The sequence below is a fragment of the Crocinitomicaceae bacterium genome, assembly GCA_016708105.1.
In the GTDB taxonomy this organism is placed as follows: Bacteria; Bacteroidota; Bacteroidia; order Flavobacteriales_D; family Crocinitomicaceae; genus JADJGJ01.
Genome location: JADJGJ010000001.1, coordinates 1,017,950 through 1,041,937 on the forward strand (window position 1 = coordinate 1,017,950; position 23,988 = coordinate 1,041,937).

Genomic DNA, 23,988 nt, shown 5'->3' on the forward strand with positions numbered 1-23,988 from the left:
TTAGTGTCAAATTTATTTTATTTTGTCTTCGTATGGAATGTAAATCAAATCTGGGTATTCCTTTTTCACGGCCTGAATAAATCTGAGATACTCTGCTTTATTGTTAAATCTTACCGAAAATAATTCTCTGCCTTCTTTATTGTAGAATTCCAAAGTATAATGCGAGCCATATGGCGAAGGCCACCAACCACCGTCTACTTTCGAATCACTAAAACGGTATGAATGTATCCCGTTATCACATGCATATGGAGTAGTATAGAACCAAACTTGATCCGCAATAAAATCTTCACCTCCTATTGTTAAATCAACATTTAAATAAACTTCTGGAGCACTAGGATCAACCCTTGCGTAGTATGCTCCTGAAACGGTAAAAATATTTGTTACACCTTCCAAATCAATGTTAGTACCAACCTCATTAATTTTGCCATCAACGTAATTCTTTGTCCGGTCATGAGTATTTTTATCAAGTGTATTCATAGATTCTAAGCCTTCTTGAAGAGCATAATTTACATATTCTCCGACTGGAATTTGCTCTTGAAAATCAATGCTTTTGGATCAATAGCGTCCTAAACGATCAATTAAAAAAAGTAAGAGAAGGATAGTTTCTGTAACTCAAATTATCTTTGAGGGCCACAACAAAAAACCAACACCTTCTCCTATGGTAAAATTAACCTTGTTTTCTCAAATAATCTCCAAACTGGATAGATTAAAATTCAATAAGATTGTAAAGGAAAAACAAACAGACAAGCATCAAAAGGGTTACAATAGCTGGACACATCTGATTTCAATGCTCTTTTGTCAATTTGCAAAAAGTCAATCAATACGGGATATTAGCAACGGTTTACGATCAGCAACCGGTAACTTAAATCATATGGGCATAGAAAGAGCTCCTTCTAAATCAACCATAAGCTACCAAAATAAACACAGGGATTGGGAGCTATTTAGAACATACTATTATCATTTGCTGGGAAGTTTAGGACAGCAGGTGGGATTTAAACAGGTTAAATTTAAAATCAAATCCAAAATATTTTTAGTAGACTCAAGTACCATAAGTTTGTGCCTCTCATTATTTGATTGGGCAAGATACAAGACGGCAAAGGGAGCTGTGAAAATGCATACAATGCTTGATTATGATGGCAATTTGCCGGCTTATGTAAATATCACCGATGGAAAAACAGCCGACAATAAAGGCGCATATGATATTCCTTTACTCAAAGGAAGTGTGATTGTAGCAGACCGATATTACAACGATTTTTCATTGTTAAACATTTGGGACAGCAGCGGAGTATATTTTGTCATCAGGCACAAAGAAAACATCCAATACAAAACCAAAAAGAAAATCCTCTACCAGATAATCGACATCAGCATATACTCAAAGATGAACTCATTGAACTAACGGGTGTCCTTTCGAAAAAGAAATATCCCAAACCGTTACGGAGAGTATCTGTTTGGGATGAGGTAAATGAGCAGGTAATTGAAATCATCACCAATCAATTAACTGGACTGCCAATACCATCGGGGAACTCTATAAAAGCCGGTGGCAAATCGAAATTTTTTCAGAGAAATAAAACAACTCCTTCACATTAAATCGTTCATTGGAACAAGTCATAATGCCGTAATGATTCAAATATGGACGGCATTAATAACAATTCTGATTTTAAAAGCAATGAAAGCAATGGCCAAATTTAAATGGCATCTCTCAAACCTTGTCGCTTTTCTGCGACTCAATTTATTCGTGAAAATTGATCTTCAGCAGTGGATCAATAAACCATTTGAAGAAAGCAAACCTCCGGACAAAGAAATTTATCAGGGGGTTCTGTTTTGAATTTAACCATTTTCTATATCGAAACCCGGCAAATTCAATAACTTTAAACTAAATAAAATTCGTTTAGGACGCTATTGCTTTTGGATATATATATTATCTCAAATTCACCTGGCATGGTAGCAGATTGAATTAATACAGGTACTTTATAGATTATTGTTACATTTCTACTATTATGTCCATTAGTAATATCGTCGACAATTTGAACTTTTTCTACTTGTCCCTTTTGAGATAAAATAAACAGCTGATGGTCCGGAATGGAAAATAGCGAATTGAGAATTTTTGCTCCGACTGTTGGGTCAGACTCGTTGCAAATGATTGTTTCAGGAGAAGTATCTTCATATTCATAGTAATCTCCTTTGTTATCATAATCAGATCGAATTCTTTTTACTTTATGGTGAACAGCCTCACGCCCCTCGAGTTCTACCATATGGATTAAAATATTTTCACTGAAGGCGTACGGACTATTATGCGGATACTTCCACCCCAACGGATCCACCGCAAAAAACCTCCCAATCCTTGGGTCATGCATGCGGTACTTGTAGTTGATTGAGTTGTTGTCTCCTTTTATTTCGTTGTCTTTTTCCTGGCCTTGGAAGGAGAAGCGGTAGTTTGCGTTGGTGGCGTTTCTGCCTGGCATTACCATGCCGTAGGGGTAGTAATCTAACTCGTAAAAAAACGAGCTGCAATTTTCTTGATATGCTTTTAAAGTGTGCATTGATAGAGGAAAGATAGTCAATTTTTATTTCACAGCTACTCAACAAAATGACCGTCTGTTTTTTTACATGGCATTAACTCCGTTTGAAGCATTTGTTATATAAATATTCAGTCTGTTTTCATTGAAGTGAATTTGGGACGGGTTGTGAAAGTTGCCCCAGTAATTCAATGACGATTTACGTAAGGCACGAGCGTGACGCTCGCGCCAGCGGGGGGACAGCTTGTGAAAGTTGCCCCAGTAATTCAATGACGATTTACGTAAGGCACGAGCGTGACGCTCGCGCCAGCGGGGGCTTTAGCGCAGCATAAATATACTGCGCAGCGTTCTCAATTACTGCGAATGGGGGGCTACTTCATCGCTTTTTCTAAATTCATTCGTCCACTGAGAACGGTAATAATTGTTACCTGATTATTTTCGCATTCAGGATAGTAAATAATTCGATAGCCTTTAAAAATGACTTCCCGTAAATCACCTAAAGGAGTATTGATAAATTCAGGAACACGTCTGCCGATATCTAAATAATCCTGCAATTCATCTTCTGTATAAAGTACAAGACTGGTAACAAAACGCCTGGCGTAAATAACAGAGTCTTTCGATATGTAATCAAATATATTTTGCAGGTTTGTTTGTGCCCGCTGTGACCAGACTATTTCTGTCGCCATGTATCAATCTTGTTTAAGAGTTCTTTTGTTGTAATTGTTTTTCCCTCTTCTTTGTCTTTTAAACCCTCCAACACCTGAGCCGTCAGATTTATTTCATACATGATTTCCTCCAATGTACATGACTGAGGTAAGTTTTTTATCACTTCAATACTCGTGTCTCTTAACTGACGTGCTTCCATACTTTCCTAATTTTGATTAGCTCAAATTTACGCTATTTTCGGCTGTTTTAAAAGGAATACTTTAAATATCCGGCATCATCCTTTCAAGTTGTTCCTAGAGTGAATCTAATTTATTGGTGCTGTATCTTTCTGTTGAACTTACGTAGGGGTAGTAATCTAACTCACAAAAAAACGAGCTGCAATTTTCTTGATATGCTTTTAAAGTGTGCATTGATAGAGGAAAGATAGTCAATTTTTATTTCACAGCTACTCAACAAAATGACGGCATGTTTTTTACATGGCATTAACTCCCTTTGAAGCTTATACAAAACCGTCAACATCATTAAATTTCACAAATGAAATGACCAAAGCCAAAGTAAATCGAATTCAACAAAATCGAAAAGTGAATTGTGAAAATTGCAACGGAAAATAGAATTCAAAAATCAAACGAAGAATGGTTTTAATCAGTTCTGGTATAATAACCTTTACTTTTTTTATTTCAGTAAAAACTCAATCAAAAATCTTGGTCTTTTGAATCAAGTTTCTGACCAGTTGAATTTTAAAGGCTTCGATGTATCGAAGTCTGTATTACGGAATACTTGTAGAAGTAGCGGGGGAGGCTGTTAGCCAATCTGGATAAACAAGAGATTTCGTGGTGTCATTTACATCAAACTCCATTGGAGTGGAGTCCTTCAATTCAAGGATATAGTTGACAAGTTTCAATGCTTTACTGTTAGAAAAGAATAATGTACTATTACCAAACAGAGTTTTGAAAATCTGAATTTTCGCAAATTCCCTATTTGAATCTCCACAATCCAATAAAAAATCCTTACGAAGATATTGTAAGAAAGTAGGATATTCATACCACATTGAAGTGTCAAATAACGAATCTTCCAAATATCTACTGTGTTCAATTATTTCATCAAAATGGGTGAGTACCTTAGAAGTATTTGTACGCATAATATACCTAAGAATTTGATTATACAAATCATCAATACCTTGATACTCTTTTCGCAAGTTTTTGACATCTTGTTTATCTGCCCGGTAACGTTTTAATCCAAACTCCGGATCAGGTAATTGTATTTCCAGTATCACTGAATCTGTTACATCAGTAATTTGTTTATCCATGGATCTAATCATCATTTCATTATAAGCAATGATAAATTCCGCGTGAGCATACTCGTCAATTTCCCAAAAAATTCTTAGTTTATTTATTCCTTCAGTGTCACCATATAGTACATTCAATGCATTGATTTTTATACTGTCTTCTCTTGCATGAGAAATGAAATGATTTCTTACATCATCTCTTACTTGCTCAAACGCGTCAACTTTATTTTCAATTATACATGAACATATAAGTGCGATCAGTCCAGTCAAAAAAATATAATATCTATTCATAATCTGATTCAATTACCGCCCGTAGCTGGTGTCATCGGGGGGGTGATTTCCAAATTTCCATCCAAGGCATCTTGGTATAGTGTAGGATTTTCAATCTTCAATATTTTAAAATAACAACTATCTCCATAATTTATTTCCATCCAATTTAAAAAAACTGGATCAAATAATACATTATCTGCAGCTGATACTGAACTATCAATTGGTTCTGTTGTTGTCCAAGAAATGACTCCAACCACTCCTACCTCTATACCTGCATATAGACCTGCAACATACGAGTGCGTTGTGGCTTTATAAACTACCGTTCCATTGTCGGTTTGTCCCTCCTTTATTGTGTATGAATAACCTCCCACTGCTGATGCACCTATTGATACTATATCTGTTGATGTTGCCTTGTTTAATTCATCTGTTACACTAGTCACCCCCCTCCAATACGAAAATGTCAATGTTCCTTTACCAGCGCTACCACTCATTCCATAACCAGACTTCGTAACACCCGCTTGGATATCAACACCTTGAACTTTGACACTAGCACCATTTTCCCAATTTCCCGATTTTGGACTAGTTAATACTTTGTCCCCCCCAATGCTTGCACTGACAGGTCCTATGCCTCCTGCAAAACTTCCGCTTTTTATAGGGAATGTTGCCGTTGGCTCATAGGGAGCAGTTAGAATATATGATCTAATTCGAGCCTTCAACTGATCTGCAACGTAATAAGATCCCTCACTGTGTAACTGAACGTATGCAGCGAGATACCAGTTTAATACATTATTTGCATCATGAACATTTCTTATAAGCGGGTAATATTTTTCTGGCCCCTCTGTGTAATCAAACCCAGGTGGTGGTGTCGGAGAGGTTTCCAAGCCTTCCAACTCAACCCAAGCAATCACTTTATTCTCACTAAACGCATAAGGTGAATTGTGCGGATATTTAGGCGCCAACGGATCAACCGCAAAAAACCTCCCAATCCTTGGGTCATGCATTCTGTACTTGTAGTTGATTGAGTTGTTGTCACCTTTTATTTCGTTGTCTTTTTTGGCCTTGGAAGGAGTAGCGGTAGTTTGCGTTAGTGGCGTTTCTGCCTGGCATTGTCATGCCGAATGGGTAGTAATCAGAGTATGAAACAATATCAGATTCATAACCTGTTTGCAATGCGTTTGGAATTTTTCTATCTGTTATTACTTCAAGCACGTTGTTGAGGTGGTTTGAAAGTTCGTAGAATTTTTCACCTACTTTTCTTTTTTCTTTTTCAAAGTTAGCAGGATAATCTGTTTGTGATTCTTCACTTAAAATTGTTGGATAAAAAGTTGAATACGCATCATCAATGGTGAACTCTCGTTTTGTGAGTTTGCGGTTTTCATTTTTCATACCTATGCGGTTACTGCCATAGATACCGCGCTCTGATAAATAAAGGTTGTCATCAACCCAGGTGTAGGTTTCTGTTGATAGGGTGTGGTTGGCATCTTGCGTGCGCTCGTAAGTAGCCATCAGATTACCAACTGCATCATAAACGTAGTAGGTATATACTGCGCCCAGGTGATTGATGCCTTTTTCTACTTTCATTAAACGGTTGCCTTGGGCATCATACACAAATTCAATTTCAATATTGTCACTTTGTGTTATTTTACGCACCTTGCCATCTGGTGTCCAATCAATATTTGTGATGTTTTCCTGGGCATCAGTTTTTAACTGACCAATGGCATCATAGGTGTAATTATTAGTTAGCTGATCATCTACATCAAGGGTTGAAATGACTGTGCCTGCTGCATCATCTACGCTAAGCAACCGGTGACACAATTTAATTTTAAACTCTCAGTTCAGTTATTCATTTTTTCTTCTGTTCACTAATTACAACACCATTTTTATATGTTTGAACTAGGTAAAGTGTTCCATTTTCATCATAATAATTAAGAGTTCCATTTCCATCTTTTATTGTACCCTTTTCAAGACTATTGCCGTTCTTGTCGAATAGCTGGGTAACGTTAAAAAGTTTGTTTGCTTGATAGATCCTTTCAACCCACAAATTTCCATTGGTATGATAGTATTGATAAACCCCATCCATTTGACCGGATTTGTAATTAATAATTTCTTTCAAAGCTCCATCAGTGTAATACTGAATGTACTCTCCGTTAAGAGTATCAGAAAGAAAGGACATAGAAATTTTTTTTGTTCCTGACGAGTAGAAACAATGCTGCTCACCTTCTCTTAAATTATCGATATAATTGTAGGAACAGTAAATATTACCATCTTGATAATAAACTACTCTATTATTTTGAATCAGACCACTTTTATACGTGCCTGATTCAGCTTTTTCACCTGTTAAATAGTAGGCATTGTAACTACCTTCAAGTGTATCTTCTTTATAAAAATATTCTCCAATAAGTAATTTTTCAAACGAATCATCTTCAACGCAATAAAATTTCCACAGTCCTGTCCGCTTTCCTAAACAATATTCACCTGTTGCGTATATCAACAAAACACAGGGTTGTGAGAATGGAATTCCCTTCTGTATTGAATAGTAATAAAAGTCTATTACATCATAATCTTCCCAAAATCCAATTTTTTGCCCTTTTTTCATTTTTCCTTTTGGAACAAAAAATTTATCTGCTGTTCCAGAAACTAAATAACCTGTGAGGGTTGAATCTTTCACTATCTCTTGAGCACCACAATTGTTGTGATACAGTGAAGCAATTAACACTATTAAAAGGGTAGTATAGTCTCGCATTTTTCTCATGATTATTCCAGATTAAATTAGGGTGATCCAATAGTCATTTGTTGATCATTCAATATTTTTTAAATTATCAGTATTTGGTTTGGTTTCAGTGATAGCGATAGGTTTGTCGTTCTTATACTTTACCAATTGAATCAAAACACAAAAAAGTATTGTCAGAGCTAAACCGAGATCAATAATATAAAAGACATCATTATAAAAAAATAACATTTTGAAAAAAGTCAAAAGTGCAGAAATAAAGAGTGAAAACGCAAGTAAGTTTTTCCATTTTTTCAATTTTGAACTCAAGATAAAGAAATTTGATAATAAAATTAGTACAGGCAGCCCTCCAAAAAATATAAATATATAGTCATTCCAAAAGAAGAGCACTATTTCAAATATCAGCATGATTGATGTAACACAAATTGTAAAACTTCTAAGTAGTTTTGACTGAACATCCTGCTTATCAATTAAAATACGTTTAATTAAGGTAAGAGTATTCTTATTCTCATCAGCAGTAGGGGTTTTATACTTATAATATAGAAAGTGTGCGAGGCTGGTTACAGCGCCGATGACACTAAATGTAATCCCTTGTATTATGTACGAATCAAACGGTATTCGGCGGAATAAAGTGGCATCAATAATAGCCAAACAATTTCCTCCGATTAGTACTACATATGTTCGCTCCTTGCCGAAAAGAAATAGAAGAGCCGCTAGATTAATTAGTGTATTAAATGGCAACAGGACTCCATGGAAAACAACTCCATAAATATCGAATATTGCTATGATAGCCAAAACGACAAGTAAAATCGAATTCTCACGTAAAATCTGACGTTTGGTTTTCATTAATTACTGGAAACTTTTATAGTAGCAAAATTACAAATTTATTGTTGCCAAGAGAATTTATTTTTCCCTCCTAAACTGTAATCAATTCCAGTACCAATACCATGTCCAGCTAATTGATATGACCAATAAAATGGGTTCGTAATATCACTTGACCCAAAGGCAGTGCCAGTGTATCCCAAGAAAGCGCCTGTACCTAGTTGGGCATAAAACTCACCCCAAGATTTGTCTTTAGTACCTGCAATCTCCATTTTTAAACCATTGCTGCTCAAGTTCCAATCGAACGCAGCATCAATTGGCGCTGTTATAGACCAATGCGGACTGACCATTTGTGTAATAGGTTGAATTAAATCAACCTTACCTGTTGTCCAACCTTGGTAGATTATATTAAACGTAGAAGTAACAGCATTAATCTTCCAATTACTTATTTGCCACTGCGCATATCTACTAACTAACATAGGTGTATAGGTTGCAACGTATGTTCCCCCCACATAAGCACCATAGGCACCATAAGCTCCGATTTCAAAGATTGCTGGTAATGCAACCGCGGCGGTAACCATAATTGCTGGAGCACCAATAATCATTAAAATACCACGTCCCATATTTTCATAAGCATCGCGATTCTGGTCTCTTGTATATTGAAAGAGAATATTATTTCTCTGGCCTTCAGTCAACTTTTTCCAATCACCAGATTTTTGTAAACCACTTACATAGTCGTGATAGCCATTAGTTGCATTCAGATAAGAAATGATTGAAGGATGATCCCTTGTCTCAAGATATCGCATTCTACGGGCATTGTAGTCCCAGTTTGATAATACTTCAACCGGTGCAGCAGTTATTAACCATTGTCCCGAAATATTTGTCCAAAGTCGATTATGAAATTGTCCTTGCAACGGAGCATACAAAAATGTGCCTTCAGGGACGGAAGTTGGATCTGTTACTGGCTCTAATCCTTCCAATTCTCTTGAATCAATTACCCTGTTACCACTGAATAAATATGGAGAATAATGCGGATATTTAGCCGCTAATGGATCCACCGCAAAAAACCTACCAATGCGTGGGTCATGCATTCTGTACTTGTAGTTGATTGAGTTGTTGTCGCCTTTTATTTCGTTGTCTTTTTCCTGGCCTTGGAAGGAGAAGCGGTAGTTTGCGTTGGTGGCGTTCCTGCCTGGCATTACCATGCCGTAAGGCGTATAATCACACCAAGATGTAACATCTGCACTATAAAAATCAACATAGGTGTCAGAGTTTCCATCAACCGTTAAAAGTCTGTCTGAAATTACATTCAATACATTGTTCAGGTGGTTTGAAAGTTCGTAATCACGTTCACCTATAATTCTGGTTTCTGTTGATGGTGGTGTGTAGCTTGCTTCCATGTCAACATTGCGGGTGTAAATACCTAAGCGTTTGCCTCCGTAAATATGACTTTCTTTTAGAAAACAAGTTGCATCCATGCCATCATCAAAATAATCATAGACCGCCATTACATTGCCTGATGCATCATGCGTGTAAATTGTTTCTTCAATTTCTCCGCTTAATTGAACAACTTTTTTAGCCACACGGTTTCCAAATGGGTCGTAAAAAAATTGTATGTAATTTGTTGTTGTCGTTTTGGATGGGTTGAGTGTGTAGTCAAATATAATCTTTTCGGGTATTGGGGTTTGTGTGGAGTTCTTGTTGTAATGACTCGGATAGTTTCGATTTGAGGAGATGTGGTCCGGTATTTTATAATCCAAATTTGATAATTGTTTTATATCTTATTTCAGATAATACATTCAAATGATTTCCTCTTTTATACTCCTCGTGCAACAACAAAATATCTGAATGAATAGACTTTTCCCAATCACGGTCAGGCTTGGCTTCATTCCAAAAAAAATAATATTCATCGAATGAATCTTCAATGGCAGATTGGGAGCCGATAAGTAGGTTAGTTGAGATAAATGCCCTAAAGTAGTGAATACCTTTTTTATAACGATCTGAACCTGATAAAAGGGAATAAAGTGATTTTAAATCCTGAGCAGGCTTGATATGACTTTTTTCCCTCAAAACATCAATTATTAGTCTTTTGGAATTCTCAATTTCAGTAAAAGTATCACACTTAAATAAATTGCCAGTTCGATTTGCGCTTGAGGATAACAATTCTCCAAAATCGAATGAAATCACTTCCTGTGGAACAAAAGTCGGCATCATAAAATCACAAACATATAAATGTGTATTGACCGTATAGAAACTAAAGGCATTTAATAAATAGTTGTCGTTCTTTAATTCATAATACAAGCCTCCCTTTGATTTAAAACCTTCATAAGCCACTTTCTTACTTATGTCGTTGACAAATTTTGTAATATTCATTTTATTCTTTTTTTCTAATTTCAATTATAGGCAAATTTTTTAATTCATCAGGTAGATGCTGCCTTATTATTGCTATCCGTTCAGGTGAAAGACCTTCTTTACCGGTTTTCAAATCATAAATGGCAATAGGATTTCCATCACCATCATACTCAATAGCATCAACTCTGATTCCACCGCGATTTTTTATCCCCCCTTTATTCCATTGGCCGTTTTTATAATTCTGCTCTACCTTGAATCTATCTCCATGTGTTTCCTTTATTAAATCCGTCCATTTTTTATGGATTCTTGAACCTCTTGTCGTTGCATTTTTAAAAATTTTCACTTCGTTCGTTGCAATTGTTGCCAAGTCACTCAAGCTTGATCCAGCAGTGATTTCAACGACCTTTTCTGTACCCTCAGTTAAAATTCTACATGATAATTGCCTTACAACAAATGTAATCGCTGTTGATGTCAATATTTCAAATCCTGCACTAGCAGTTAATTCCATTTGGTTATATTCTCCCATTGCTGGACCATAATGGAAGTCAAACAATCCATCAGTATGTATATAATAAGGTGTAAATGGTTCATATAAATATCCATCTGCTCCGAACCCTGGAGCAGCATAACTTGGGATGTTCATGACGCTACCAACTATAATTGTCGATCCTAAATTGTGGACTGCAATTGGAAGACTTACCAAACCATGCGCTAAAACTTTGGCACCAAATAGTTTTGTTTCTATATAGTCATCAGTTGTGATTTCACCGCTTAACAGACGCTGATCAAGCTGTCGAAATTGAATTTCCTGAACACTCTCCAGACCTTCTAACTCCAGAGCATCAATCACCCTATTCTCACTAAAAGCATAAACTGAATTGTGCGGATATTTCGGTGCCAACGGATCAACCGCAAAAAATCTCCCAATGCGTGGGTCATGCATGCGGTATTTATAGTTTACAGAATTTCCATTTCCTTTAATTTCGTTATCGCGTTCTTGTCCTTGGAAACCGTAGCGTGCATTGGCATTTGCGCCCTGCCGTCCTTCCATTTCAACACCGAAAGGTGTATAGTCAGTCCATGATAAAATTTGACTTAGATAATGATCGGTGTATCCGTTTGAATTATCATCAATTGTCAACAATCTATCAGAAATTACTTCAAGTACATTGTTCAAATGGTTAGTCAACTCGTAACTTCTGTTGCCTAAAATTCTTTGCTCAGTTGATGGTGGAGTATAGGAGGCTTCCATGTCAACATTGCGGGTGTAAATACCCAAGCGTTGACCTCCGTAAATATGACTCTCGGTTAAAAAACATGTTGGGTTTACTCCGTCATCTGTGTATTCATACACTGCCATTGCGTTGCCTGATGCATCGTGTACATAGATGGTTTCTGTGATATCCCCACTTGCAAAATCAAAAACAATTTTTGAAACCCGGTTGCCAAATGGGTCATATTTGAATTCAATGTAATCTCCGTTTCCTTTGGTGATTTTTTTCACCTTACCGGTAACGGTCCAATCTATGTTGGTGATGTTTTCCTGGGTGTCAGTGATTAACTGCCCAAGCGCATTGTATGTATAATTGTCAGCATTTTGATCATCAACATCTACCGTTGAAACACCCACACCATCGGCATCATCAACATGTCTTAACTGATTATTTAAAATATTGCCGCTGCCGTCAATTTTGTAATTATATACAAAAGCATCCATGCCGGTTGCGTTTTCATTGTTGCGGTTTAGCGTAAGTAAATTTCCGTTGCCGTCAAAGGTGTAGCTTTCTTGGTAATCTCCGTTGTTTGATGAGTTGTAGTCGGTTACTTCATTGTTTGTACGCAGAAAATCAGGTGAAGCGGCTTTATACACTTTGTATGATTTGATGCGCTGCAACTGGTCATAACGGTAAGCATTGGCGTGTACCCTAACTGCGTTTTCATTTTCATCAGACAATGACACCACCATTTTTGAAATATTGCCATTATACAAATCAGGTGAATCAGCATTGTATGCCGTGCCGGTAATGTCAATGAGTAAATCACCGGTGCCTGTTGTGGTATTAGCGGTGGGCAAGTGGGCCTGCTCACTTCTTTTTATATGTGTGATCTAATTTACCATCCCTGTCGTAGGAGTACACTATGCCTCCAGTTCCTCTTCTATTTGGAATCCATACTTTCATGGGCTTTCCATTCTCGTAGAATGCCGTATCAGGTACTGAAGAAATGGAATCACAAAGAATACATGTGATCAGAAATGGCGCTCCACTTTCATAATAAGATTTAAATTCACCAACAATAGATGACTCCCTGATTCCGGTTTCTACAGAGTGTTCGAACGGATAGATGAATAAATCATCCTGACCAAGAAAGTATGGAATTATCAGTTTTTCATTTCCACAGGGTAAGTTGTCTTTTTCGGTTTGAATAATTGGGCAGAAATTCCTCTTACCAAGATGAGATGATTTTTCGATAAGTGTGAATGAATTTGACAATAACCCATTTGAGTGATATATGGCCCATTTTCCAATAGGAATTCCATTTTTCAGAAAACCAGAAGCAACCAAAGTATCTTCATTCAAACAAACATATCTGCCAGTGCGAGAATTATAGACGTAATCTATTGTGAACGAATAATACGGCCCTCTGCCATCATAAACATAAGAAAAGTCACCAACCCCGTGTTTTTTAAATTTGAAATTCCATTCTCCATGAAGAAAGCTATCAATGAAACGCCCCTTAGCAATCGTATCACCATTGATTGAAAAGAACACGGCATCTCCATTTAATCTGTTGTTTATTAATTTGAATTGAGCAAATGCACGGTCAAAAATCCATGTGGTGTCAACCAGACTATAATAAGGTTGATACATCACACAATATTCTCCATCAACATAATTATTATCACCAATAAATTCCGAGAATTTCTCTATTTTCTCAATTGATACCGGCGACCTTGGTAGATATTCTATCTTACTCGTACTAATACCTGTTGCAAGTCTCAACTGCTGGTTGCAAAAACTAGTATCCAGTTGAACATGAAATATACCTTTATAATTGTAGATAATTTTATCAGCAATAGTAAGGCAAGCTGGATTTTCTTTGTATTTATTATTGACCAATAAATCAGACACCTCAAAACATATCCTTTCCCACTCCTCGTAGCTTAAATAGTAAGACACTGGAAATCGCTTTGGATGAATTTGGCAATTAGGAAAAGTATTCCAAATATCTTGACTCAAACCATTAAGTGTTACAGAAAAAACTATATAAAGAACGATGCAACGCATATAAAATCAATTTATGTTAACTATTGTCCATTCACCGATTTTCTTGCCTCTTTATTTTCTTCAAGGTGCACTGCTTCTGATGACCAAGTCCCATTCTCAAAATAGTAAATCCGTTGTATTTTGCTGTCACCACCGTAAGAAAAAGAATAGGTTTGGCCGTTGACACCTCGAGTGTTTCGTAACACTTTTCTCTCATTCCTATATTGTTCTCTATCATAGGATTTTTTAGTTTGTGAACTGAAACTAAATTCACCAGTTGTATAATTTCCTCTTGAATCTTGAGTAACTGGAGAAGCGTTCTGTCCAACAAGATTACCTGATATTGTTTTGTCAATATAGAGTCCAGCATTCACAATTGTACCACCTGCTGTAACGGTTACGTTTACTAATTGTCCAACTATTACCTCATAGGAAGACATATAGCAAGTAAACCCCCGTGCACCAGCTATATCCATTGGAACACCATTTATTATTGAAGCTCCAGCGGCCAATATACTCGGGTTGTATTCCCAGCTCGTTGCATTTTCATTCCAGACGTACTCATCAGATGATAAAAGACCGCATGAAACTTCACCAGCGGTTCCCGTTCTATAAACAAGTTTACCATCAACTGTAAAGGTTGTCAAAGTTCCGCTACCAGATAATTCTATTGGATTCTGGAAATTCCAATTTATTGTCACCGGATTTCTTACCATGCCGTTAGTGAGTGTTACATGTAAGTTTGCAAAATTAGCATCGCGCTGAACAACTGAAGAGTGCTTGAGATTTTTAAATTCGCTTCTTATTTCATTCTTAAACGATGTCGCATACTGATCTTCAACTTCCCGATTGTGTTGCCATCCTGTAACCTTTTCCCAGTTATTGAAAAATGACAAATATGATTGCGGTTCCAAGCCTTCATACTCAACAGCGTCAACTACACGATTTCCACTAAATGAATATGAGGAATAGAAAGGATATTTAGACGCCAACGGATCCACCGCAAAAAACCTCCCCACTCGTGGGTCATGCATGCGGTACTTGTAGTTGATTGAGTTGTTGTCGCCTTTTATTTCGTTGTCTTTTTCCTGGCCTTGGAATGAGTAGCGGTAACCACCACGCAACATTTCACCAGTATTTCTAAAAGCTTTTGGCATTTTTTGGTTTTTTCAGATAGTGCAAGGTAGGGAAATTCTTTTTCATGCGCTTGTGATTTTTTTAATGACATGTATTGAAGAGTTTAATACGGAATTGTCGTGGAAGTAGCAATGAAATTTTAAAATTTGGATTAACGGAATTCAACCCTTTAATCCTGAAACTCATAACTTGCGGGGGCATGAAATTCCTTTTGTAAAATTCCTTCTAAACTATATTCTTTCCAAATACCAACGGGAACAAATAGACTATCCAATGATACATGTTGAAATTTCATCTCCGTTTTGATGTTTCCATTTTCATGGTAAACATTATACGAAAATTTGAAGTTGTCTTTTAAGTCACGAACCAATATGTTTTTTGGTTTGCCACTCTCATAAAAAGTATTGTACAAAGTTTGTGTTGATGAATACGAGGTGCCTTCTCCATTGCGGATTAAAAAATAATTGTACGTATTAGGTTGGATCTCTCCGAATTCAATCTCATTGTCAATATATTTACCATTCGCCAATGACTTAATGTTTTGGCTTCGGTAAAATTCTATGATTATCATCTCTGTTCTGTCATGAACCGTTATAAACTGTATAATATTTGAAGAGTCAAAGTATGAGATGGTTAAATCACGAAAAGTCTGGTTTGCATATGGAATAAAAACAGTGGAAGAGTTACCAATAAAGACTTCTTTTTCCTGACAACTCCAAAAAGTCGACGTACTTAAAAGTGCGACGATAAAAGTTCTAAAACGGATCATATTCTAAAAGATTATATCACACATCTATCTATTCAAAAGCTCACGGTTACAGTGGTTCTGCGGGTTCCCTCGCCACCAGATCTGCTATGAACCTTTGTTGCAGCAGTATTGCTTGTAATAAACTTCGCAACAGATGCCGCACGATTCATGTCAAGTGCTGTATTCCCAGTGGCGCCTGCATCAGCGGCAGGTGTGCCTGTTGGAGGCGTATAGGTCGAGGGCTCTGGCGAATGATAACCAGTGACAGTTATTGTTGCGTTTGCGGGATTTAATCTCACATTACTGCCGCTTAGTGGATTGGTCAAGATAAGCGGAGAGTTTAACAATGTAGCTACATTATCCAATTCTGTCATTGCGGTGTTATAATCCTCCAAATCTGATTGCGTCAGGTTTACTTTATCTGGTTTGAACTCGAATTCCAAGTCAAAAGAAAAACCATAGCCATTTATTGGAACAGAAGTTGCGTTCGGATCACAATAATACTTAGCTTTAGTTGTTGTATTAATGTATTTATACATTTCACCTTCGAAGGCTTGCCCTGATTTATTATAATATGTGCCAATTTTCGAAAGGGTTGCGCCTACTCCAGAGTTTTTGTCCAAACCATTTGGATTTGTGGCAGATTGCCAACCTGTTACTAATGTTGGTGTGGTAGCACCAGGCTCATAGATCTGAAATACGAGTTTTGAGCCAGCTTCTGAAGTTTCTTCTATCTTATAGTAATTATACACTTTCAAAGTAATTCCGTTGTGTTCCTCATAACTATAACGAATCGCAATTACGGTGTCAGCTCCCCCAATATCCTTAAACCAAACAGGATTATTAGAATGTCCCGTATAGGGTGATTCATTTGATTTAATTATTGGATCAATTGAATGCCATACGCCAACTCTACAATCATAAATCCTAGCCCCAAAATCAATAGAATTTCCGCCACCTGAAACCTCATCTATTTTTTCTTTACCATTGAAGGAGTAGCGGTAGTTTGCGTTGGTGGCGTTTCTGCCTGGCATTGTCATCCCGTAAGGCGTATAATCACACCAAGATGTAACATCTGCACTATAATAATCTACATACGTATCGGAGTTGCCATCAACCGTTAAAAGTCTGTCTGAAATTACATTCAATACATTGTTCAGGTGATTTGAAAGTTCGTAATCACGTTCACCTAAAATTCTGGTTTCTGTTGATGATGGTGTGTAGCTTGCTTCCATGTCAACGGCGCGGTGGTACATACCTAAGCGTTTGCCTCCGTAAATATGACTTTCTTTTAGAAAACAAGTTGCATCAATGCCGTCATCAGAATAATCATACACTGCCATTACATTGCCTGATGCATCATGCGTGTAAATTGTTTCTTCAATTTCTCCGCTTAACTGAACAACTTTTTTAGCCACACGGTTTCCAAATGGGTCGTAAAAAAATTCTATGTAATTTGTTGTTGTCGTTTTGGATGGGTTGAGTGCGTTGTCAAATATAATCTTTTTTAGTTTTCATTCTTGCGCTTGACATCTGCAGAAGTTTATTGTGAAAATGACACCCAAATGAAATTCATGAAAATCAAAACTTCATTTACCTGCTCAGTTTTGCAATGAAAAGTATAACCGGTTTTTAAACTTATTGTAGCATTTGTTTTGTAAAGCTTCAGATCGTTTTCATTGAGTTGAATTTGGGACAGGTTGTGGAAGCTGCGACTCTCATAATCAAATATCACCACGTGCGATTCTATCTTTGATATTCTGTTTCATTGTTTCTCTCTCTATTTTTTTATTGAGTTTAATTTGTTCAAGTGATTTTCTCAACTTAATGGGTAATTCAATTTTCAAGTAATCAGTCAAAATGCGATTAAAGAGTTCAACTTGTTAAGAAGAACATCTATCAAGAATAGCTTCTTCCGTTTCGAGGATAATTTTTTCTATATTCTTATCATCTATTAACTTAGCATAAAAAAGTGCCTTCATTATTCTGTGCCCTCTAAAAGGGTATAAGGGATGATTTTCACTAAAGTTAAAATAATAGACATCTTTCAAGGAATTAATGGTAACTATAGTGTAAATTGTATTTAATAGTGCTATATATTGCACTATATAATGCCAATTCCAAAATATTTCATATATTTACAAAACAAAGAGCCGTATAATGCACTTTAAACCACTAATAGAAATAATAAAAGCCAGACGCGAAGCCCTCCGAGTAACACAGGAGGCTCTGGCAGAGCTGTCCGGCGTTGGATTACGAACATTAAAACAGTTTGAAAGCGGAAAAGGAAACCCAACGCTATCAACTATTCAAAAGTTGGCAGATGTGCTTGGCTTAGAAATAACACTAAAAATTAAAAATACAACCGGTAAGAAATGAGAGCCGCAAAAATACTATTTAAGGATGAAGAGGCCGGCCTGTTGACTCAGCTAGATGATGGCACATTTACATTTCGTTACAATGATGGCTGGGTTTCCAACAACGATAAACCGGTCATCAGCCTTACTTTGCCTAAAACCAAAAAAGTGTTTCAGTCAAAATATTTATTCCCTTTTTTTTTCAATATGTTACCGGAAGGGTCTAATAAACAGGTAGTCTGTAAACATCATAGAATTGATCAAGATGATTATTTTGGTCTGCTGATGACAACCGCAAAAAGTGATAGTATAGGCGCAGTAAGAGTGGTTAAAATAGAAGAATAGTGAGTTTACCAAAAATAAAATATTGCCCGGGCACCTTGTCAAAAGGTTTTGATACATACAGTAAAACCTGTTTGAATAAAGTATTTGGTGGTAAAAAAGTACATCACGTTTTGCCTTATGATTCGCCAAATGATGAAACAGATGAACTTTTTGAGGAGAATCGAAAACTTACTTCCATTTCCGGTGTTCAAGAAAAATTCTCAATGATCCTTGAAAAAAATAAATTGCGACTCATCCATGAAGGTGAACGTGGAACTTACATTCTAAAACCAATTCCGGGTGCCGGAAAAAAAGCTGATCAAATGCCGGCGAACGAACACCTCACAATGCAAATTGCACGTCAAGTTTATGGAATAGAAACGGCAGAAAATGCGCTGATTTTTTTTAAGGATGGAACGCCCGCTTACATTACGAAACGCTTTGATGTAAATGAAAAGGGAATGAAATTGGCGCAAGATGATTTTGCATCACTTGCCGGAAGAACTCCACAAACTCACGGTGAACATTATAAATATTTTGGAAACTATTTGGAGTTGTTTCAATTGATGCAAAAACATTTACCGGTTTACAAATTGGAAGCACCAAAATTGTTGAAGCTGCTAGTTTTTAATTATTTGTTTTCAAACGGAGATGCACATTTAAAAAACTTTTCGTTGCTCGAAACTCCAATGGGTGACTATCGCCTGAGTCCTGCGTACGATTTGCTGAATAGCCACATTCATGTAAACGATAAAGAATTTGCCTTGAGCGATGGATTGTTACCAAGAAATTTAGCGAAGGGAAAAATGATTCAGCAATTTGCCATCCTTGCAAAACAAGCCGGAGTGAGTGAAAAGATTTTTAACGATATTTTTTCGTTCATGATTTCAAAATCTGAGTTGGTGGAAAAATTGGTTGCTGCTTCTTTTCTAAATGATACGACAAAGAGAAATTATTGGCAGGCATATATGGGGCGGTTGAAACAGTTGATGAAGAATTGAAAAAATCAGAAAAGAAAATAATTGTCTTCGACTTAGACGAAACTTTAATTCATGCCACCAAGCACAAGCTCGACGTACCGGAGAACTTTGTGTTCGAAGATTTCTATACCTATAAACGACCAAAGCTCGACGAATTTTTGACGAGTTGCTCTCAAATTTGTTCAATCGCCATCTGGCCATAGCAAGTGGTGCGATGCGGATGAGTATTACAATTTAGCCAAGCGAAAATTGTTATTATTTCTCGTCTCCGATTAGCATTGTTTCTTTAGTTGGCAAAGTAATTTCTTCTTCAAAAAATTCTACGTAGCCGCTATCCACATCGTACATGCCGCCAACCATAATGATTTCTCCCTTTGCAATCATTTCTGCCAGGATAGGACTTTTCTGAACAACTAACTGAATTGATTCACGCACGTTTTGGGCTGATACCAGTTCAATAGATTTTTGGTCTTCTATATTTTCAACCTGCAATTTTATTTTATTTACCGCAGGTTGAATTTTATTCAATAGTGATGTGATATTACCAATTTCAACATGTTTGCAAGCTGATGTAACAGCACCACATCTAGTATGCCCAAGTACCACAACTAATTTGGATCCTGCTACTTTGCATGCATATTCCATAGAGCCAAGTATATCTTCATTCACCACGTTGCCGGCAACACGCACGCTGAAAATATCACCCAAACCTTGATCAAAAATTAGTTCAGCTGATGTGCGTGAATCAATACAACTCAGTACGCAAGCAAATGGAAACTGACCCGAAGAAGTTTCATTGACTTGTTCAAGCAAATCACGGTGAGCGCGTAAGTTTTCCACAAAACGACGGTTCCCATCCTTGAGTTTGTTCAAGGCAATTTCAGGTGTCATCAACAATAATTTTCGTTTAGTTTGTGTACGTACGCTTTTCACTATTTTTTTGAGTTCTTTCACTACTTTGAATCCACCTACGTTTTTAAATTCAGGCACACCAATTGTTTCAAAATCTATATGCTTTTTCTTTGCGTCATAATGTTTGAATTCATCAATGCGCTCAATCACATCATAGTCCATTTCCTTTGTTCTGGAAGCATCTATGACTACCACAGAATTTTCTTCTATCTTATCTAATTGATTGGAAATACTTGCTTTATTTAAAAAAGAAACTTCTTCAGCAAATTTCAAAATCAATTTTTTTCTGCCGCGCACAGATTCTTCATATAGTTTAAATGCATTGCGATAATTTTTTCTCAGCACGTAAAAAACTGACGCCAAAATACCTAATGCAATACCGTATAATAGGTCTGTAAAAACCACACCTGCAACGGTAACTGCAAAGGGAATAAACTGTTCCCATCCCAATTTTGACATACCAACAAATAGAGAAGGTTTTGCCAATTTGTATCCTACCATAATTAAAATCATAGCCAAGGCTGAAAGCGGAATCATGTTCAACCACATTGGAATAGTGAGTACAGAAACTAATAAAAGCATTCCATGAAAAATGGTAGCAAGTTTAGTATGTCCACCAGAATTGATATTTGCTGAACTGCGCACAATGACTTGCGTAACTGGCAAACCTCCCAACATACCTGAAACAATATTACCAAAACCCTGTGCAACCAATTCGCGATTTGCCGGTGATTTTCTTTTTTGTGGATCAAGTTTATCTGTTGCTTCAATAGAAAGTAATGTTTCTAAACTGGCAACCAGCGCAAGAGTCAGCGCAATAAAATAAACTCGTGGATTAGTGAGGATACCAAAGTCAGGAAAGGTGATGAAGTTTAAATAATCTGCACCTGATTGTGCAACCGGTAAACCTACCAGATGCTTGTCTGCTAATGCAAGTTCAGGCTGTGAGTTGATGAAGTACATATTGAGAAATGTACCGGCCAGTACAACAAAAAGAGCTCCGGGCAAAAATTTAAACAAGTGTAATTTTTTCATGAATTTCAATTCAAACAAAATCAACAAAGCAAGAGAAACTACGCTGATGATTACTGCGCCGGTGCTGTGATATTTGATAGCATAGTAAATTTCAGAAAGTGTGTTGTGCCCATCTTTTTGAAAAAAATCTTCATCACCAATAAAATCTTGATCAAAGCCAAATGCGTGCGGAATTTGTTTCAATATTAAAATGATACCTATGGCAGCCAGCATCCCTTTAATCACCGAAGATGGAAAATAGTAACCTATCACTCCGGCTTTAAGAAAACCAGCAATGAGTTGAATGATACCCGCTAAAACAACTGCGGCTAAAAATGCTTCAAAACTTCCCAGTGATCCAATGGCACCGGCTACAATGGTAACCAAACCGGCAGCAGGACCAGAAACACCTAAGGCACTTCCACTAATTAATCCTACTATAATTCCTCCGGCTATACCGGCAATAATGCCTGAAAAAAGAAGTTCAGAATTTCCGGTTGAGGCAAGCGCCACTCCAAGACACAAGGGTAAAGCCACCAGATAAACTACTAAACCAGCAGGTAAATCATGTTTTAAATTTTTGATATATGTTTTCATACAATTCTTGTTTGCAATTGCTTGCTTTGTGACACTATTATTTTGAATTGATTTTAATGAATGCATGAAGTCAATGAAGAAATCATTACATGAATTAAAAGGTGCGATAAGAGATCATGATCAAATGTGAGATGTACTTTGCACAGCACACTCAGAACCGAGATGGTGATCTATGAAAACAAATTTTCCGGTGGGGGAGATGTGATGCTGAGATCAGGAATTGAATAATGAAATCTGCATGCAGCAAACATGGTTGCTTTTTTTTCTTCTATTAATTCAAAGTCTGGTATTAAAATGTGTTCAGAAAACATTTCACGTGTTTCTTCTCGCTCTTCCAACGGTGATTGCTCCTCTTCTTCTTCAGCAGGACCATTGTCAGCAAGATCAGCCGTGATGATTAACTCTGAACTGGTACTCACATTGCACCAACGTGTATCACGCATAATTTCTGAACCCACCATGGTGAGTAAAAAAAGTGATAATATGAGATACTTATGAAATTGCATTACCGGTACAAAGGTATATAAAACTCAGTATGAAAATAGAATTCAGGTCATGTTTTCATATTCTTGTTGAACAACTATCCGTTGATTTTGTTCTCAATGCTATCTGCAAAAGTCAAAATTTGCAAACATTTAATCCACTTCAGATTGCCGGGATCTAATGTTTTGCAACACGGGTTTAAATTTATACATTTCTTTCCGGTGTATTTCATGTTGCGGATCAATCATGCCAAAAGCCTTGTGGTCAAGATCTGAAAATGAAATAACCTTGTGTGAACCAATGAAGAGTTCTTTTATTTTAGATTCAAAAATCTGCAAATTAATTATTGGTACATCAACCTGAATTTCTTCATCAGAGTACACTGAAATCATAGAAAATCTAACACTGCTCAAGTTATCACTCATTTCAATTTTACGGATATAGATTTTTTTCTTATTCCGGTAAACTGCAATTATGTTCAAAATAATAGCAAAGCAGAAGCAAATTGCTAAAGTGACTTCAATATGATCCGCAAATAAATAGACAATTAGTTTAAGCGCGCTGTCATTTTTTGATCTGCCACCAATTAAAAAAAGGGTAAAAAATATCAAGCCAAACCCACCGCAAAGTCCCATCACGGTTTTGAGAATATGTTCCCAAATATAACTACCGGTGCGGGCTTTTGGAAAAATTTCAATCAAAGTTTTCATCACTCAACCAGTATTTTCTGATTGGTTCCGCTTGAGGTATTGATTAAAAAATACAAACCTGAATCAAGCAACAGAGAAACTGTTTGCTGATTTGAAATAGTTAATTCGTAGAACAATTTTCCATCTGCAGATACCAGGTTGAAAGTTGCTTTTTCACCTGTGTTATGGAAATAGACCAAACCGTTTGATGGGTTGGGGTAGATGTTAATTCCTCCGGTATTGATTTCATTTTCTGTACCAAGGTCATGCGGGAATTCAATAATAAAATAAAGTTGATTGGCGGTATCTATATCGTTCCATTCTCCGGCAACTCCAAATGGCCAATCGGTGAAGGCAAAACCAAGGCCGTCTTGTCCGCTGAAATCATCAGGTTCATTTCCCCAGTTATTGTACAAGCCACCAACCGGAGTGCCTGTTGATGTACCTTGCCAGAATTGCGTTGCAGTTGCATCATTATTACCATCCCAAACCCATGCGCCTTCTGTAGCTATGTCATTTCCTCCAATCCATAAATACGCAGCTCCGCCTCCGTCAGGTGCATCGGTATTTGATGCAGTAATACCCGCAAGATTGACATGATAAAAAATGGAATCGTTTTCTAACTGAGAATTAATTTCTGTCAACATTCCACCACGGTTTACTGCACATGTTGCAGCGTCATTCCAACTTAAATTTTCTTTGATGATTTCGTAGTCAATACCGTTGGCTGTAAACGCGTAAACGTTACCCGGTGCCGGATTGCATTGAGCAAATAGTTGATGAATTCCGGTTGTTATGAATGCGGTGGTGATCAAAAATTTCATAGTTCTGCAATTTGGAGT

At 36.9% G+C, this 23,988-nt stretch carries 24 protein-coding genes and 1 pseudogene; 5 read left to right on the forward strand and 20 right to left on the reverse strand.

The window, feature by feature from the left end; all coding sequences use genetic code 11:
* Nucleotides 1-12 precede the first annotated feature (12 nt).
* Nucleotides 13-477 (reverse strand): hypothetical protein, encoded by a 465-nt coding sequence (locus tag IPH66_04335; GenBank protein ID MBK7128581.1) that lies wholly within the window; start codon nt 475-477, stop codon nt 13-15.
* 181 nt (nt 478-658) lie between these two features.
* On the opposite strand from IPH66_04335, the pseudogene IPH66_04340 reads away from it, so the two are divergent.
* Nucleotides 659-1,825 (forward strand): annotated as a pseudogene (locus IPH66_04340) (IS4 family transposase).
* Between the two features lie 43 nt (nt 1,826-1,868).
* Here the strand turns inward: IPH66_04340 and IPH66_04345 are convergent.
* The 15 genes from IPH66_04345 to IPH66_04415 form a co-directional block, all read right to left on the reverse strand.
* On the reverse strand, nt 1,869-2,540 hold the full coding sequence (locus IPH66_04345; protein MBK7128582.1) for a hypothetical protein: 672 nt from the start codon (nt 2,538-2,540) through the stop codon (nt 1,869-1,871).
* A gap of 347 nt (nt 2,541-2,887) precedes the next feature.
* Nucleotides 2,888-3,202, reverse strand: coding sequence for a type II toxin-antitoxin system RelE/ParE family toxin (locus tag IPH66_04350; GenBank protein MBK7128583.1), 315 nt, complete (start codon nt 3,200-3,202; stop codon nt 2,888-2,890).
* Nucleotides 3,187-3,381, reverse strand: coding sequence for a hypothetical protein (locus tag IPH66_04355; protein ID MBK7128584.1), 195 nt, complete (start codon nt 3,379-3,381; stop codon nt 3,187-3,189). The genes IPH66_04350 and IPH66_04355 overlap by 16 nt, the downstream gene beginning before the upstream one ends.
* A gap of 567 nt (nt 3,382-3,948) precedes the next feature.
* The gene (locus IPH66_04360; GenBank protein ID MBK7128585.1) at nt 3,949-4,737 is read right to left on the reverse strand and encodes a hypothetical protein; all 789 of its coding nucleotides are present in this window, start codon (nt 4,735-4,737) and stop codon (nt 3,949-3,951) included.
* Between the two features lie 29 nt (nt 4,738-4,766).
* Nucleotides 4,767-5,738 carry a hypothetical protein gene (locus tag IPH66_04365; protein ID MBK7128586.1) on the reverse strand — a complete coding sequence of 324 codons (972 nt, stop codon included), beginning with the start codon at nt 5,736-5,738 and terminating at the stop codon, nt 4,767-4,769.
* 28 nt (nt 5,739-5,766) lie between these two features.
* Complete coding sequence (locus IPH66_04370) at nt 5,767-6,540, reverse strand: hypothetical protein (protein ID MBK7128587.1); 774 nt, start codon at nt 6,538-6,540, stop codon at nt 5,767-5,769.
* Between the two features lie 40 nt (nt 6,541-6,580).
* Entirely contained in the window at nt 6,581-7,489 is a 909-nt protein-coding gene (locus tag IPH66_04375) for a hypothetical protein (GenBank protein ID MBK7128588.1), read from the reverse strand.
* Between the two features lie 45 nt (nt 7,490-7,534).
* Complete coding sequence (locus IPH66_04380) at nt 7,535-8,311, reverse strand: hypothetical protein (GenBank protein MBK7128589.1); 777 nt, start codon at nt 8,309-8,311, stop codon at nt 7,535-7,537.
* A gap of 38 nt (nt 8,312-8,349) precedes the next feature.
* Complete coding sequence (locus IPH66_04385) at nt 8,350-9,492, reverse strand: hypothetical protein (GenBank protein ID MBK7128590.1); 1,143 nt, start codon at nt 9,490-9,492, stop codon at nt 8,350-8,352.
* A gap of 544 nt (nt 9,493-10,036) precedes the next feature.
* Nucleotides 10,037-10,684: a hypothetical protein gene (locus tag IPH66_04390; GenBank protein MBK7128591.1), complete on the reverse strand. Its 648-nt coding sequence runs from the start codon at nt 10,682-10,684 to the stop codon at nt 10,037-10,039.
* Complete coding sequence (locus tag IPH66_04395) at nt 10,662-12,713, reverse strand: hypothetical protein (protein MBK7128592.1); 2,052 nt, start codon at nt 12,711-12,713, stop codon at nt 10,662-10,664. Before IPH66_04395 ends, IPH66_04390 begins: the two co-directional genes overlap by 23 nt.
* Before the next feature lie 10 nt (nt 12,714-12,723).
* On the reverse strand, nt 12,724-13,926 hold the full coding sequence (locus IPH66_04400; GenBank protein ID MBK7128593.1) for a hypothetical protein: 1,203 nt from the start codon (nt 13,924-13,926) through the stop codon (nt 12,724-12,726).
* A gap of 20 nt (nt 13,927-13,946) precedes the next feature.
* On the reverse strand, nt 13,947-15,062 hold the full coding sequence (locus tag IPH66_04405; GenBank protein MBK7128594.1) for a hypothetical protein: 1,116 nt from the start codon (nt 15,060-15,062) through the stop codon (nt 13,947-13,949).
* Between the two features lie 149 nt (nt 15,063-15,211).
* Nucleotides 15,212-15,811, reverse strand: coding sequence for a hypothetical protein (locus tag IPH66_04410; GenBank protein ID MBK7128595.1), 600 nt, complete (start codon nt 15,809-15,811; stop codon nt 15,212-15,214).
* 32 nt (nt 15,812-15,843) lie between these two features.
* A complete protein-coding gene (locus IPH66_04415) occupies nt 15,844-17,208 on the reverse strand; it encodes a hypothetical protein (GenBank protein ID MBK7128596.1) in 1,365 nt (454 codons plus the stop codon).
* Between the two features lie 742 nt (nt 17,209-17,950).
* Here IPH66_04415 and IPH66_04420 point away from each other — a divergent pair.
* The 4 genes from IPH66_04420 to IPH66_04435 are packed head-to-tail and all read left to right on the forward strand — an operon-like array spanning nt 17,951 to nt 19,654.
* Complete coding sequence (locus IPH66_04420; GenBank protein MBK7128597.1) at nt 17,951-18,169, forward strand: helix-turn-helix transcriptional regulator; 219 nt, start codon at nt 17,951-17,953, stop codon at nt 18,167-18,169.
* On the forward strand, nt 18,166-18,492 hold the full coding sequence (locus IPH66_04425) for a HipA N-terminal domain-containing protein (protein MBK7128598.1): 327 nt from the start codon (nt 18,166-18,168) through the stop codon (nt 18,490-18,492). Before IPH66_04420 ends, IPH66_04425 begins: the two co-directional genes overlap by 4 nt.
* Nucleotides 18,492-19,472, forward strand: coding sequence for a HipA domain-containing protein (locus IPH66_04430; protein ID MBK7128599.1), 981 nt, complete (start codon nt 18,492-18,494; stop codon nt 19,470-19,472). The genes IPH66_04425 and IPH66_04430 overlap by 1 nt, the downstream gene beginning before the upstream one ends.
* A complete protein-coding gene (locus IPH66_04435; protein ID MBK7128600.1) occupies nt 19,469-19,654 on the forward strand; it encodes a hypothetical protein in 186 nt (61 codons plus the stop codon). The genes IPH66_04430 and IPH66_04435 overlap by 4 nt, the downstream gene beginning before the upstream one ends.
* Before the next feature lie 52 nt (nt 19,655-19,706).
* Here IPH66_04435 and IPH66_04440 read toward each other — a convergent pair whose 3' ends face one another.
* The 4 genes from IPH66_04440 to IPH66_04455 all read right to left on the reverse strand — a co-directional run bounded on the left by IPH66_04440 (nt 19,707) and on the right by IPH66_04455 (nt 23,970).
* A complete protein-coding gene (locus tag IPH66_04440) occupies nt 19,707-21,974 on the reverse strand; it encodes a carbonic anhydrase (GenBank protein ID MBK7128601.1) in 2,268 nt (755 codons plus the stop codon).
* Between the two features lie 170 nt (nt 21,975-22,144).
* Entirely contained in the window at nt 22,145-22,480 is a 336-nt protein-coding gene (locus IPH66_04445; protein MBK7128602.1) for a hypothetical protein, read from the reverse strand.
* Between the two features lie 129 nt (nt 22,481-22,609).
* Entirely contained in the window at nt 22,610-23,167 is a 558-nt protein-coding gene (locus IPH66_04450; GenBank protein ID MBK7128603.1) for a hypothetical protein, read from the reverse strand.
* Complete coding sequence (locus tag IPH66_04455; protein MBK7128604.1) at nt 23,167-23,970, reverse strand: T9SS type A sorting domain-containing protein; 804 nt, start codon at nt 23,968-23,970, stop codon at nt 23,167-23,169. Before IPH66_04455 ends, IPH66_04450 begins: the two co-directional genes overlap by 1 nt.
* Between the last annotated feature and the right edge of the window lie 18 nt (nt 23,971-23,988).